The 13,667-nt window shown below is 58.9% G+C and carries 13 protein-coding genes and 2 tRNA genes; 9 read left to right on the top strand and 6 right to left on the bottom strand.

The window, feature by feature from the left end; genetic code table 11:
- Positions 1-62 precede the first annotated feature (62 nt).
- Positions 63-3,029: an excinuclease ABC subunit UvrB gene (gene uvrB / locus ASB65_RS06220; RefSeq protein ID WP_060723382.1), complete on the bottom strand. Its 2,967-nt coding sequence runs from the start codon at positions 3,027-3,029 to the stop codon at positions 63-65.
- Between the two features lie 266 nt (positions 3,030-3,295).
- On the opposite strand from uvrB, the gene ASB65_RS06215 reads away from it, so the two are divergent.
- Both ASB65_RS06215 and ASB65_RS06210 read left to right on the top strand, forming a co-directional pair.
- Entirely contained in the window at positions 3,296-3,649 is a 354-nt protein-coding gene (locus tag ASB65_RS06215) for a DMT family protein (protein WP_020009373.1), read from the top strand.
- A gap of 106 nt (positions 3,650-3,755) precedes the next feature.
- A complete protein-coding gene (locus tag ASB65_RS06210; protein WP_077998890.1) occupies positions 3,756-4,178 on the top strand; it encodes a GNAT family N-acetyltransferase in 423 nt (140 codons plus the stop codon).
- 117 nt (positions 4,179-4,295) lie between these two features.
- On the opposite strand, the gene ASB65_RS06205 is transcribed toward ASB65_RS06210, so the two are convergent.
- Entirely contained in the window at positions 4,296-4,679 is a 384-nt protein-coding gene (locus ASB65_RS06205) for a winged helix-turn-helix transcriptional regulator (RefSeq protein WP_060723334.1), read from the bottom strand.
- A gap of 155 nt (positions 4,680-4,834) precedes the next feature.
- Here ASB65_RS06205 and ASB65_RS06200 point away from each other — a divergent pair, with 155 nt between their 5' ends.
- Together ASB65_RS06200 and ASB65_RS06195 are read left to right on the top strand one after the other, a co-directional pair.
- Positions 4,835-5,446 carry an NAD(P)-dependent oxidoreductase gene (locus ASB65_RS06200; RefSeq protein WP_060723333.1) on the top strand — a complete coding sequence of 204 codons (612 nt, stop codon included), beginning with the start codon at positions 4,835-4,837 and terminating at the stop codon, positions 5,444-5,446.
- A gap of 12 nt (positions 5,447-5,458) precedes the next feature.
- The gene (locus tag ASB65_RS06195; protein WP_003507634.1) at positions 5,459-5,935 is read left to right on the top strand and encodes a nuclear transport factor 2 family protein; all 477 of its coding nucleotides are present in this window, start codon (positions 5,459-5,461) and stop codon (positions 5,933-5,935) included.
- 68 nt (positions 5,936-6,003) lie between these two features.
- Here the strand turns inward: ASB65_RS06195 and ASB65_RS06190 are convergent, their stop codons facing one another.
- The 4 genes from ASB65_RS06190 to rlmB form a co-directional block, all read right to left on the bottom strand.
- Entirely contained in the window at positions 6,004-7,368 is a 1,365-nt protein-coding gene (locus tag ASB65_RS06190) for a PepSY-associated TM helix domain-containing protein (RefSeq protein ID WP_060723332.1), read from the bottom strand.
- Between the two features lie 47 nt (positions 7,369-7,415).
- Positions 7,416-7,820: a DUF2946 family protein gene (locus tag ASB65_RS06185; RefSeq protein WP_003507644.1), complete on the bottom strand. Its 405-nt coding sequence runs from the start codon at positions 7,818-7,820 to the stop codon at positions 7,416-7,418.
- Between the two features lie 177 nt (positions 7,821-7,997).
- Positions 7,998-8,390, bottom strand: coding sequence for an acyl-CoA thioesterase (locus ASB65_RS06180; protein WP_003507645.1), 393 nt, complete (start codon positions 8,388-8,390; stop codon positions 7,998-8,000).
- 76 nt (positions 8,391-8,466) lie between these two features.
- On the bottom strand, positions 8,467-9,354 hold the full coding sequence (rlmB, locus tag ASB65_RS06175; RefSeq protein ID WP_060723331.1) for a 23S rRNA (guanosine(2251)-2'-O)-methyltransferase RlmB: 888 nt from the start codon (positions 9,352-9,354) through the stop codon (positions 8,467-8,469).
- A 209-nt stretch (positions 9,355-9,563) separates the two neighbouring features.
- Between rlmB and ASB65_RS06170 the strand changes: the two genes are divergently transcribed.
- From ASB65_RS06170 to ASB65_RS06150, 5 genes are all read left to right on the top strand, one after another.
- Positions 9,564-9,648, top strand: a tRNA-Tyr gene (locus ASB65_RS06170).
- A gap of 25 nt (positions 9,649-9,673) precedes the next feature.
- Positions 9,674-9,747: transfer RNA gene (locus ASB65_RS06165), tRNA-Gly, on the top strand.
- A gap of 253 nt (positions 9,748-10,000) precedes the next feature.
- On the top strand, positions 10,001-12,211 hold the full coding sequence (locus ASB65_RS06160; RefSeq protein ID WP_060723330.1) for a sensor histidine kinase: 2,211 nt from the start codon (positions 10,001-10,003) through the stop codon (positions 12,209-12,211).
- Positions 12,204-12,659, top strand: a complete 456-nt coding sequence (locus tag ASB65_RS06155) for a response regulator (protein ID WP_060723329.1) — start codon at positions 12,204-12,206, stop codon at positions 12,657-12,659. Before ASB65_RS06160 ends, ASB65_RS06155 begins: the two co-directional genes overlap by 8 nt.
- Before the next feature lie 13 nt (positions 12,660-12,672).
- Complete coding sequence (locus ASB65_RS06150; RefSeq protein WP_003507649.1) at positions 12,673-13,665, top strand: sensor histidine kinase; 993 nt, start codon at positions 12,673-12,675, stop codon at positions 13,663-13,665.
- The last annotated feature ends 2 nt before the right edge of the window (positions 13,666-13,667 follow it).

Raw genomic sequence — 13,667 nt, 5'->3', positions numbered from 1 at the left:
CGAGTGCTCCGGCCATATTTTCGCGATACATAAGCATGGCGCTGAATAACGCCTGGGGCGCGTTAGCGTCCCGGCCGACCCGTCTTGCCCTTCGTCCGGCTTTTGCGCTTCTGCTCGCCGGCGTCTTCATAGGACCCCGCGCCGATCTTGCCACGCACCAGTGGTCGCGGATCATCGGTAGCACGCTCCGGCTGGCCTTCCATGAGCGGTGAGAAGCGTTTGCCGGATTCGGTCTCGGGCTTGTCTGGTACTGCGCTGCGCACGGGCTTTTCGGTTCTGCCCACGGTCATCTCGTCCAGCGTGTTCCTGCGGAACAGCGGTTTTTCCGCATCTGAGCCGGGGCCCATTTCATCCAGTGAGGGTTTGGTGAAAAGGGATTTGCCGCTTTCGTTCGGCGCGGCGCCCGCCTCCGTCCTGCCGGATGTCTCCCCCTCAGGTGGGGAGATCGACAAGTGGCTGCGCCTGTTGTTTTTTCCACCGCCTTCGATGGCGCGGGCCTCTTCCTTCGCCATCGGGTCGTCCATGGTGGCGAGTTCGGCGGCCTTGAGACGTTTGATTTCGTCGCGCAGGCGGGCGGCCTTTTCGAAGTCGAGATCGGCCGCGGCGTCGCGCATGGATTTTTCCAGCGCGTTGAGATGGGACTGGAGATTGTTGCCGACCAGATGGCCGCCATCGGCGAAGCCTTTGCCGGAAGCACCTGATATATCGGCCCTTACGTGATCGCGCTCATAAACTGAATCAAGAATATCCGAGATCTTCGCCTTGACCGATTCCGGCGTGATGCCGTGCTCGGCGTTATAGGCCATCTGCTTCTCGCGGCGGCGGGAGGTTTCCTCCATCGCCCGCTTCATCGAGCCGGTGATGTTGTCGGCATAAAGAATGACCTTACCGTCGACGTTACGGGCGGCGCGGCCGATGGTTTGAATCAGTGAGGTTTCGGAGCGCAGGAAGCCTTCCTTGTCGGCATCGAGGATCGCCACGAAACCGCATTCGGGAATATCGAGACCTTCGCGCAACAGGTTGATACCAACAAGCACGTCGAAAGCGCCGAGGCGCAGGTCGCGGATGATCTCGATGCGCTCCAGCGTGTCGATATCCGAGTGCATGTAACGCACGCGAACGCCCTGTTCGTGCAGATATTCGGTCAGGTCCTCGGCCATGCGCTTCGTCAGCACGGTGCAGAGGGTGCGATAGCCTTTGGCGGCTGTCTCGCGGATTTCACCGAGAACATCGTCCACCTGGCTACGGGCGGAACGAACCTCCACCGGCGGATCGATAAGGCCGGTCGGGCGGATGACCTGTTCGGCAAAGACGCCGCCGGCCTGTTCCATCTCCCATGAGCCGGGGGTAGCCGAAACCGCGACCGTCAGCGGCCGCATGGCATCCCATTCCTCGAAGCGCAGCGGACGATTGTCCATGCAGGAGGGCAGGCGGAAGCCGTATTCGGCCAGCGTCGCCTTACGCCTGAAGTCGCCGCGATACATGCCGCCGATCTGGCTGACGGAGACGTGGCTTTCGTCGATGAACAGCAGCGCGTTATCAGGGATATATTCGAACAGCGTCGGCGGCGGCTCGCCGGGATTACGGCCGGTGAGATAACGCGAATAGTTCTCGATGCCGGCGCAGGAGCCGGTCGCCTCCAGCATTTCCACATCATAGCGGGTGCGCTGCTCAAGCCGCTGGGCCTCCAGCAGACGTCCGGCCTTTTCCAGTTCGGCGAGGCGGACCTTCAGCTCTTCCTTGATCGACTTGATCGCGCCGTTCAGCGTCGGGCGCGGGGTGACATAGTGCGAATTGGCGTAGATCTTGACGGATTGCAGGTCGCCGGTCTTCTGGCCGGTCAGCGGGTCGAATTCGGTGATGGAATCGATCTCGTCGCCGAACATCGAGATGCGCCAGGCGGCATCCTCAAGGTGGGCGGGGAAAATTTCGATGGTGTCACCGCGCACGCGGAACGAACCGCGCTGGAAATCCATGTCGCGGCGTTTGTATTGCTGGGCCACGAGGTCGGCCAGAAGCTGGCGCTGGTCCAGCCGGTCGCCGACCTGCATCTGGAAGGTCATGGCGGTGTAGGTCTCCACCGAACCGATACCGTAGATGCAGGAAACCGAGGCGACGATGATGCAGTCGTCGCGCTCCAGCAGTGAGCGAGTGGCGGAGTGGCGCATCCGGTCGATCTGCTCGTTGATCGAGGATTCTTTCTCGATGAAGGTGTCGGAGCGCGGCACATAGGCTTCCGGCTGGTAATAATCGTAGTAGGAGACGAAATATTCCACCGCATTGTCGGGGAAGAAGTTCTTGAACTCCGAATAGAGCTGCGCGGCCAGCGTCTTGTTGGGGGCGAGGATGACAGCCGGGCGCTGCGTCGCCTCGATCACCTTGGCCATGGTGAAGGTCTTGCCAGAGCCGGTGACGCCGAGCAGGACCTGGCTGCGCTCGCCGGAATTGATGCCTTCCACGAGGTCGTTGATGGCCGTCGGCTGGTCGCCTGCGGGCTGATAGTCCGAGGCCATGCGGATGGTAACGCCGCCTTCGGACTTCGGCGGCCGGGCCGGGCGGTGCGGCGTCCACAGCTTGCCGTCCTTGAACAACGGATTGCCGCTCTCGATCAGCTTCGACAGCGCGTCCACCGTTGCGGTGACGGCGCCCGGCGCGAGGTTGGCGGCATCCTCCAGCGATACGTCCATACCGGCGACCGGATTGAGGCCGGCGGCGGCGCGGGTTTTCGGATCGCTCGATGCGCCGATGGAAACACCGCGCGCGGTCTTGGAGGCCGTGGTGTTCTTGGCCGTCTTCGAGGCGGCCTTCTCCGCGTCCTTGCGTGCTTCGATCTCGATCTTCTTGCGGTGCTTGCCCGCCTTTGAGGCGATTTCGCGCTGGGTTTCCACGGAGGATGCCTCCGCTTCCGCCTCAAGCTGCTTCACCCAATCGGAGACGCTGCCGCTGAGCGGCGCACCTTCGAATGACGATTGCGGAGCTTCCTCGAAGCCCGAGGGCGAGGAGGTGGAGTTTTTCGGTGATCTGGCCATGGGCGAAATATGGAGGGAGTCACGCACAAAGTGAAGGGGATACAGCGAAAAAATGAGTACAAAAAGGAAACGAAGCGTGCGGAACAAAATTCGGCCGGATGCGTTGCGTAGCGGCTGAAAACAGCTTTGCTAAAATCTGCAGAAAATCGATTCCGGTTTTCGGGCGGATGCGCTAGAGCAAATCCATACGGGCAGAATGACGTTTACCTTCAGACTGCTTTTTATACTGCATTTCATGACATCCCTCCCTTTTTCCAGGACCCATCATGCCGTTCTCAATCAGCCCTGCCCACATCTGGCCTGTCCTGATGCTTATCGCCTCCAATATTTTCATGACCTTCGCCTGGTACGGCCATCTCAAGCACAAGGGCAGCGCGCTCTTCCTGGCTATTGTCGCCAGCTGGGGTATCGCGTTCTTCGAATATGTGCTGGCCGTTCCCGCGAACCGCATAGGTTCGGAGGTCTATTCCACCGCGCAGCTCAAGACCATTCAGGAAGTCATCACGCTCGCGGTCTTCGCGCTGTTTTCGATCTTCTGGCTGAAGGAAAGCATCACCATCAATCACGTGATCGGTTTTGCGCTGATCGCCTTCGGCGCTTCCTTCATTTTCCGCTCCTGAAGACAAACGAAAGAGACTGGCGCTTTACCGGCGGAACCAATCGCAACGGATATGAGGTGATGTATCGATGAAAATACGCCCTGCAAGAGTTGACGACGCGACGGGAATGGCGGCGGTCCAGAACGAGATATTCTCGGCCGGCCTCCGAAAAGCGCCGACGGATATTACGGCGGTGCTGGAGAATTATATCCAGCACACCGATCGTATCGAATGTTCGGTCGCCGAGGACGATGACGGGCGCATTATGGGGTTCCAGTCGCTGCGTTATGCGCGGGCGGACAATCCCTATGGCGTGGCGGAAGGCTGGGGCATCATCGGCACCCATGTCAGCCCGCAGGCGGCGCGAAGAGGAGTAGGATCCGCCCTCTTCGCGGCAACGCGAAGGGCAGCAGAGGCGCGGGGCCTCAAGAATATCGATGCCAGCATCGGCGCGGACAACATGCTCGGGCAGGGTTATTACGACGCCATGGGCTTCACGACCTATCGCCAGCCGGAAGGGCTGGTCTGCAAGGTCTACCGGCTGGGCTAGGGCACGTCCGGTTTAAACGGAAGCGTCGGACGTGCTCCATCTCTTTGTTTATCGCATTATCCGGACGTAAAACCGCTACGCACTTTTACTGGAAATGCTCTGGGTGCCTGCTTCCTGTCAGCTGCGATTGTCGTTTTGGGAATATTGCAGCCGCGCCTTGCAGATACGGACGTGGTTCTCATCGGCCCATTGCACCAGCAATTGCATCGGCACCAGAAACGAACGGCCGAGATTGGTCAGTTCGTATTCCACGCGCGGCGGTACCTGCGCATAAAGCGTGCGGCGAATGAAACCGTCTTCCTCAAGCCGCTTCAACGTACGCGACAACATCTGCTTGGAAATATCGTCGATCTTGCGGTTCAATTCGTTGAAACGCAGCACGCCGCCCTGAAGCGCTTCCAGAACCAGCAGGCTCCATTGATCGCCGATACGATCCAGCACGTCGCGTATGGGGCAGGGCTGGTCGAAGACGAAGATTTCTTTGGTTTGCATATCCGGCATTTTGCCTCGCCCTTTCCATTTTCTTACCCCTTCAGGTCATCGCCGTGTGACCTGATCAGCGGCGGCTGACTTCTTGCGGCCGGGGTTGCGATATCATAGCTTTCATTAGCGGTCTATTATTTAGACCAATAACGATACCGACAAAGGAAGAAGTCATGGCTAAAATCGCGCTCATCGGAGCCTCCGGCAATGCCGGATCCCGTATTCTGAAGGAGCTTTCCGACCGGGGCCACAAGGTGACGGCGATCGCCCGCAGCCCTGAAAAGATCGCCAGCCTGCCGAACGTGGTGGCAAAACAGGGCGATGTTTTCGATCGGGCAGGGCTTTCGGAGCTGCTTAAAGGTCACGATGCCGTGATCAGCGCGGTGCACTTCACCGCCAGCGATCCCGTGACGCTGATCGAGGCCGTGCGCGCCTCCGGCGTTCCCCGTTATCTCGTGGTGGGTGGTGCCGGCAGCCTTGAAATAGCACCGGGCCAGCGTGTGGTTGACCTGCCGGATTTCCCGGCCGCCTACAAGGCCGAAGCGACCAAGGGCGCGGAGTTTCTGGACCGCCTGAGAGGGGAAAAGCAGCTCGACTGGACCTTCCTGTCGCCATCCGCCGAATTCGTGCCGGGGGAAAGAACCGGCAAATTCCGTATCGGCAAAGATGAGCTTCTCAGCAATGCCGAAGGCAGCCGCATTTCCTTTGAGGACTACGCCATTGCGCTTGTCGATGAAATCGAGAAGCCGCAGCATTCCCGCCAGCGTTTCACCGTCGGTTATTGAGAGGTATCACCCATGAATTTCGTGACACGTCGTCTTGCCATCGCCGCTCTCGCTCTTGCGCCTGCATTGATGGCCGCTCCGGTCCTGGCCGAAACCGCCAAGCGGGATCTCGCCCAGGAAGAGGCCAACCGCAAGCTGGTGATCGAGTTTTACGATACCGTTTTCAATAAGCATGAAGTGGAGAAGGGGGCTGCCGTCATTGTCGACAGCTATAAGCAGCACAACCCCATGGTGCCGGATGGCAAGAAGCCGTTCGTGGATTATTTCACCGGTCACTTCAAGGAAAACCCGCAGTCGAAGGCGCGCATCGTGCGCAGCGCCACGGATGGCGATCTCGTCTATCTGCATATTCATTCGACCGAAAAAGACGGCGATCGCGGTACGGCCATCGTCGATATCTTCCGCGTCACCGACGGCAAGATCACCGAGCACTGGGATGTGATCCAGCCCGTTCCGGAAACGGCGGCGAACAATAATACGATGTTCTGAGGGCAGCCCCTCGACGCCTCACCGATGACAAGGGAACAGCCGGGATTTTCGCCCGGCTGTTTCCATTTTCAGATTACGCGCCGTTTCTGACGGGACTGTATGATCAGGTCCAGCACGCGCATGACCAGCAGGCTCGCGCCCACCAACGGGAAAATGACGCCGCCGATGGCGAGCATGACGAGCAGGCCGCGAAGCACGCGTTTTTCCTGCGGCAGGGGCGGCACTCCGAGCGACCCTTTCGGACGGCGTTTCCACCACATGACGCCGGCGGACACGGCAAGCAGCACAATGCCGATACAGGCCGCCAGAAGCACGATCTGGTTGGCGAGGCCATATTGCTGTCCCAGATGTACATTGATGCCCCATTCCAGCGCCTTGCCAAGCGGGCCGTAATCGGCGTAGCTCATGTCGATCAGCGGCTCTCCGCTATATTGATCAAGGTGCACAACGCGCTGTTGACCGAGATCATCGGGATAGACCGAGCCGCTATAGACGCCGGTCGGTTTTCCCGGCAGGGCGACGGCATAACCGGCGGCAAGGCCGAGTGCATCGAAACGTGCGATCGCCTCGTCGATTCCGATCGGCTGGCCTTCGGAGGTGGTGGTGGATTCCGGTATTTTTGCCTGCTCCAGCGACCAGCTTGTCTTCGCCACATGATCGAGATGGTCTCCGGACATCGGAACATCGGTGCGGATGCCCGCCGGGTACCCGAAGTTGCTGCCATTCGCCCATTCATTGACCTTCGCGCCCCATACGCCCGACCAGGGCATGCCGGTGACCGCAAGAAAGACGATGAAAAAGCCGACGAAAATGCCGGTGACGGCATGGGTATCGCGCCAGAAGACCCGTTTTTTCGGCGTGCCGCGCACGGTGACGACTCCACCCGTCTGCTTTCGCGGCCACCAGAGATAGATGCCGGTGGCGACAAGAAGGATGGACCAGCCGGCCGCGATCTCGATCAGATAGCGGGCATAGGCGCCGAAATATTTCAGGCTGTGGAGATAACGGATCGTCCACATGACGGTGCCGCGATCCGGTAGGGAACCGGCCACCTCAGCGGTGTAGGGGTTTACGTAGACGGCCTGCTTTCCAACCGCGGTACTGACGGTGATTTCCGTCGAAGCACCCGGATCGGCCGGTGTCGTATATTTGACGGCGGTGCCGGGAACGGCCGCGAGCGCTGCGGCCACGATCTCGGAAGGCAGGGCTTTTGGCGCGTTTTGCGCTACCTCGATGCGCTTAAGGTCCGAATGGATAAAATTGTCGAACTCGTCCCGGAAGAGATAAAGCGCGCCGGTGACGGCGAGCGATATCATGAAGGGCAGGACGAGGAGACCGGCATAAAAATGCCAACGCCACACGGCGCGGTAAAGATTTGCGGACGAGGAATGCGCAGGCGCACGCTCGCCCTCGAAAGAGGTCGTAACGGACATGGATGTCTCCGCAAGAGAATGGATTTTCCGGCAGGCCGGACAGTGTTCTAGCGCTGCGGAGCGAAGGGCGGCGCGCGTGGGCGCGATTCCAGATTGGGCGGCGATGGCGACAGCACCGCGTCGAAATTCAAAAAGGCGACTTCGACCGCCGGGAGAATATTGTCCGCGCCTTCGACGGGAATAACCGGAAGAGCGGCGGCCGTGGCCGAGGCCAGACGGCAGAGCGTGCCGCAACAGTCATCGGCGATCTTGCCCGCCGGGTCGTGTTTGTCCGAGCCGCCTTCAGGCATATGGCTGGAACAGATGATCTCATCCGCCGCCAGCGCGGCCATCGCCATATTGCCGCTGGTCAGGCCATTGGCGAGACCCTGCAAAAGGAAAAGCAGAACCGCCAGCATGGCGATGGCGCCAGCCGAACTTCTATCCTGCATGATCCTGCGAATGAATCCCATGGGATCGGAATGTCATATTTGCGGCGAGATGTCACCGCGACACAATGACGGCAGGGGAGAGACAACAGGGATCGCATCGGTGAGGAATGATCCTGACAATGCGCGAGATGTCTATGCTGCCTGCTGTATATGGCGTTTGAGCTGAGAGCGGCACTGGAGCCCAGTGCCGCAACGCGATTATTCCGCTGCGGGAATGGGCGTGGGTTGTCCGTTTTCGTCCATTGCCACCATGATGAAAGTTCCGGCGGTGACTTTCTCCAGCTTGTCATAACGCGACCGCTGCGCCCAGGCTTCCACCGTGAGCGTGATGGACGTGCGGCCAACGCGGGCGATATCGGTATAGATGGACAGCGTGTCGCCGATCTTCACCGGCAGTTCGAAGGCCATTTCCTTGACCGCTGCCGTGACCACACGACAGCGGGAGCGTTCCGCGGCGCGGATGCCGCTCGCCAAGTCCATCTGTGACATGACCCAGCCGCCGAAAATATCACCGGCCGGATTGGCGTCGGCCGGCATGGCGAGCGTTCTGAGAGTCAGCTCGCCGGTCGGTTTGATGGTTGGGTTGGTCATGTTGAGATTTGCTCCATGCGAATGACAAAGGCGCAGCATGCGTTGCGCTTTGCGATTTCGCAAGGAAGGGCAAGCGTCAGGATGACGCTTTGCCCAGAAATTGCTGCGTTGCATAAAGGGCGATGGCCGCCGCATTCGAAACATTGAGCGATTTGATCTCGCCCGGCATGTCGAGACGGGCGAGCGCCGAGACGGTTTCGCGCGTCTTCTGGCGCAGGCCCTTGCCTTCGGCGCCCAGCACCAGTGCGATTTTTTCACCGCTAAAGGTCTGTTCGATGGGGGCGGGGCCTTCCGAATCCAGACCGACGGAGAAGAAGCCGAGCTTGTGCAGCTCGCCCAGCGCATCGGCCAGATTGGTGATCTGGATATAGGGAATGAGTTCCAGTGCACCGGAAGCCGATTTCGCCAGCACGCCTGACTCGGTTGGGCTGTGGCGCATGGTGGTGATGACGGCGCCGGCGTTGAAGGCGACCGCCGAGCGCATGATGGCGCCGACATTGTGCGGATCGGTGACCTGATCGAGCACGAGGATGAGCGGGCTGTCCTTCAGCGCGCCGAGCCGCTTGACCGGCAGCGGCCTGGTTTCCAGCATCACACCCTGATGGATGGCATCGGGGCCGAGAACCTTGTCGATATCCTGCGGCGAAACCATCTCGACCGGGAAGGGCTGGGCATCCGCCTCGCCGATATCCAGCCGCGCAAAGGCGTTCTGGGTGACGGATAGCTTGATGAGTTGCCGTTCGGGATTGGTAAGCGCCGCGCGCACGGTATGCAGGCCGTAAAGATGCACCTGATCGGGCGCGAGCTGCGGCGGCTTCCAGTCATCGGCACCGCGGTTCCGGCGCTTCGGCTGCTGCGGGGTCGGAATTTCGCCCCGCTCGCGTTTGGCGTCGCGCACGGCACGGCGCAGGGTGGCATAGTGCGTGTCGCGGGTGGATTTGTTGTTGGGATCGTCTTTGCTCATGGCGCCTTATATCTCTGCAAAGAGGCGCGCACCAGCCCCCGCGATAATCCACAGGGCTGCAAACAGGTTTGAATTTTTTCCCGAAAATTCGTGAAAGGGCGTGTTGACAGAAACGAACGAGGCCGTCATATACGCGCCACAGACGACGCAACGGCGCTTCGCCGCAGCGAAATCTGAAGAGCTTGGTTGCTCGATCCTAGCAGAAAGCTGGAGGGATGCCCGAGTGGTTAAAGGGGACGGACTGTAAATCCGTTGGCTACGCCTACGTTGGTTCAAATCCAACTCCCTCCACCATTCTGCACGGATCGAAATCACCACCGCGGGTATAGCTCAATGGTAGAGCAGCAGCCTTCCAAGCTGAATACGCGGGTTCGATTCCCGCTACCCGCTCCAGTGACTTTTCCAAAAAGATCATTGACGTCCAACAAGCGCCGATTTTGCTGCGCCAGCGCCCGGATTTCTTATCGCGTGATTGTTTCAATCTATGGCCGCGTGAACGTCCTACGTTTGCGTAACCGGAAATCCGGTGGAAATCATTCGGCAATTTTGCGAAAACGAGCGTTTACATCCCCGCAATAATCAATAGGTTGGCCGCATCTTTTGAGCAGGTCGAACGTTCTCGCAAAAAGAGCGGCTGGAGAAAGTTATGAGTTCAAATACGCCGAAACTGGATAGTTGCGGCGCAGAGCCCATCCACATTCCCGGTGCTATTCAGGAACATGGAGCCCTTTTGGTTCTGTCCGCGCGGGAACTCTCCGTTGTGCAGGCGAGCGATAATCTTGCCGATTATATTGATGCGGCCTTACCAATCGGTGCCGTCGTCACCGAAACAATCTTGCCGTTCATCTCTGAACTTTCCGCCTGGTATTCCGGCGAAGAGAGCAATTTCCGATATGCATGGGCTGAAAAGAAACTCGTTGTTTCGGCGCATCGATCCGGGACTTTGGTTATTCTCGAGGTCGAAAAGGCAAGAGAGGGCGAGTCGGCTGAAAAGCTGATGGGCGAACTTACGAATCTGGCGCAATATCTGAACAGCGCGCCGTCGCTGGAGGACGCGCTTTTTCGGACGGCGCAATTGGTGTCTTTGATCAGCGGTTATGATCGTACGCTGATCTATGACTTCGGACTGGACTGGAGCGGTCATGTCGTGGCGGAAGCCGGAAGCGGGACTTTGCCGTCTTATCTCGGACTTCGCTTTCCGGCGGGCGATATCCCGCCGCAGGCGCGGCAGCTCTACACCATCAATCGCCTGCGAATGATTCCCTATGTCGATTATAAGCCCGTCCCGATCAGGCCGCCGGTGAATGCGGAAACGGGAGCAGTGCTCGATATGAGCTTTTCTCAGCTTCGCAGTGTGTCGCCGGTTCATCTCGAATATATGCGCAATATGGGTACGGCCGCTTCGATGTCGGTGTCGATCCTCGTCAATGGCGCTCTCTGGGGCTTGATTGCCTGCCACCACGCTACACCCCATTCGGTATCCCTTGCCGTCCGTGAAGCCTGCGATTTTGCCGCGCAGCTCCTGTCGATGCGGATCGCCATGGAGCAGAGTTCCCAGGATGCATCCCGCCGGGTGGAGCTTGGCCACATTCAGGCGCGCCTGCTGAAGGGGATGGCTGCTGCCGAAAAATGGGTTGATGGACTGCTTGCGGGTGACGATGAAAAAAACGACCTGCTGAAACAGGTGGGAGCGGACGGCGCGGCACTCGTCCTCGGCGACGACTATGAGCTGGTCGGCAGGACGCCGTCACGGCAGCAGGTTGAAGAGCTTGTCCTATGGCTCGGTGAGCAGGACGTTGCCGATGTTTTTGCAACCGACAACCTATCCGGCGATTACGCCGCCGCTGAGGCCTATGCCGCCACCGCAAGCGGAATTATTGCGATGCGGGTTTCGGAGTTGCACGGCAGCTGGCTTATCTGGTTTCGGCCGGAAGTCATAAAAACGGTACGCTGGGGCGGTGATCCGCACAAGACGGTGCAGGAGAGCGGGCGCATTCATCCCCGCAAGTCTTTTGAAATCTGGAAGGAGCAATTGCGCAACACGTCATCTCCCTGGTCGGAGCCCGAGCTTGCGGCAGCGAGGGAGCTTCGCAGTGCGATCATCGGCATTGTCCTGCGCAAGGCCGAGGAGATGGCAGATCTGACGCGGGAATTGCAGCGGACCAATAAAGAGTTGGAGGCCTTTTCCTATTCCGTTTCGCACGACCTGCGTGCCCCGTTCCGTCATATCGTCGGGTTTGCGCAGTTGTTGCGGGAGCGCAGCAATGCCCTGGACGAGAAATCCTCGCATTATCTGCAGATGATATCAGAGGCGGCGCTGGGCGCCGGCAGGCTGGTGGATGATCTCCTGAATTTCTCACAGCTTGGTCGCACGCAACTGTCCCTGAAACCGGTGGATATGCAGAAGGTGGTGAGCGAAGTTCGTCGCTCTCTCGGGCACGCCGTTGCCGATCGCGAGATCGAGTGGCGCATCGGCGAGTTGCCGGTGATATTCGGGGATGCGACCCTGCTGCGGCAGGTCTGGTACAATCTCATCGAAAATGCCATCAAATATTCGTCCCGGGAGCCGGTCTCGATCATCACTATTTCTGCGGTCGAAACCGAGGACGACGTCACTTACTCGGTCGAAGATAATGGTGTTGGCTTCGATATGGCCTATTACAGCAAGCTTTTTGGTGTGTTCCAGAGATTGCAGCGGGTAGAGGATTTCGAGGGAACGGGCATTGGACTTGCGCTGGTCCGACGAATTGTCGAACGCCATCACGGTTTGGTCGGTGCCGAGGGAACTGTCGGTGAGGGAGCCACGTTCTTCTTCACATTGCCGGTTACGAAAGTTGAAGAGGAAAAAATTGCCTGAACTCAGACCCATTCTGCTGGTGGAAGATAATCCACGCGATCTGGAACTAACGCTGACCGCTCTTGAGAAATGCCAGCTGGCGAATGAGGTGGTGGTGGCACGCGACGGTACGGAAGCACTCGACTATCTGACTGTAACCGGTAGCTATCATAACCGCCCGGGCGGTGATCCGGCCGTGGTTCTTCTTGATCTCAAACTCCCGAAAGTGGACGGGCTTGAGGTTTTGCAGACGGTCAAGGGCAGCGATCACTTGCGGCATATTCCAGTCGTCATGCTGACGTCGTCGCGAGAAGAACAGGATCTCGTCAGGAGTTACGAACTCGGCGTGAACGCATTTGTCGTCAAGCCTGTGGAATTCAACCAGTTCTTCAAGGCTATACAGGATCTTGGCGTCTTCTGGGCTCTCCTGAACGAACCGCCGCCGGGTGCACATCGCAATGGCGGATGAGACTGTGTCGCGAATGGAGGCAAGCAGACTTCTTCTCCTCGAAGACAGTTCGGTGGATGCCGAACTGATCGAAGAACAGCTTTCACGTCTTTCGACGCCGCCTGCGGTAACGAGGGCCGTTGGCAAGGCATCGTTCATCGAGGCGTTGGAAAAACAGCAGTTCGATATCATTCTCGCGGATTTCTCTTTGCCGGACTTCGATGGCATGTCGGCGCTCGATGTCGTTATGGCGACAAGACCCGATACGCCGTTCATTTTCGTGTCCGGTGTTTTAGGTGAGGATGCGGCCATCGATGCATTCCGGCGCGGCGCGACGGACTACGTCCTCAAGCAACGGCTTGTGAGACTGCCATCCGCTGTGGAGCGCGCCCTGGCGGAAGCTCGGGAGAAACAGGAGCGAAAACGGGCGGAGCTGCACAAGGAGCTGCTCGTCCGCGAGCTAAGCCATCGTGTCAAGAATACGATGGCGATGGTCATATCGATCATCCGCAGAACGGCGAAAGGCAGCACCTCGATCGAGGATTATCAGGAACGGCTGGTGGCGCGCGTAAGCGCTCTGGCCGAAAGCCACGCCCTGCTTTTTCAGAGCAATTGGGGTGAGACGGATTTGAGAGATGTCGTGAAGCGCGCGATCGAGCCGCATAATACCTTCACGAGCAGGGTCGAACTCGACGGTCCGGATGGCGTTCATGTATCGCCAAAATCCGCTCTGGCGCTGGGAATGATCCTGCACGAGCTGGTGACTAACGCGCAGAAATACGGTTCCCTTTCCGGTGCGAACGGAAAGGTTGACGTTGTCTGGAAAAAGCTTCGTGACGGAGACGGACGCGACCGTATCAATCTGCGGTGGCGGGAAAGCGGAGGCCCGCCGGTCTCAATGCCGGAAGACACGGGCTTTGGAACCACCCTTGTAACAAGGGGCGCGCAATACGAATTGCAAGCGGAAAGTGAAATTCGCTACGACCGCGACGGCCTGCAATATCAGGTCATCTTTCCCCTGGACTAAGT

This window comes from Agrobacterium tumefaciens str. B6 (assembly GCF_001541315.1).
Taxonomy (GTDB): Bacteria; Pseudomonadota; Alphaproteobacteria; order Rhizobiales; family Rhizobiaceae; genus Agrobacterium; species Agrobacterium radiobacter.
This window is presented reverse-complemented; position numbering and strand designations above follow the sequence as displayed.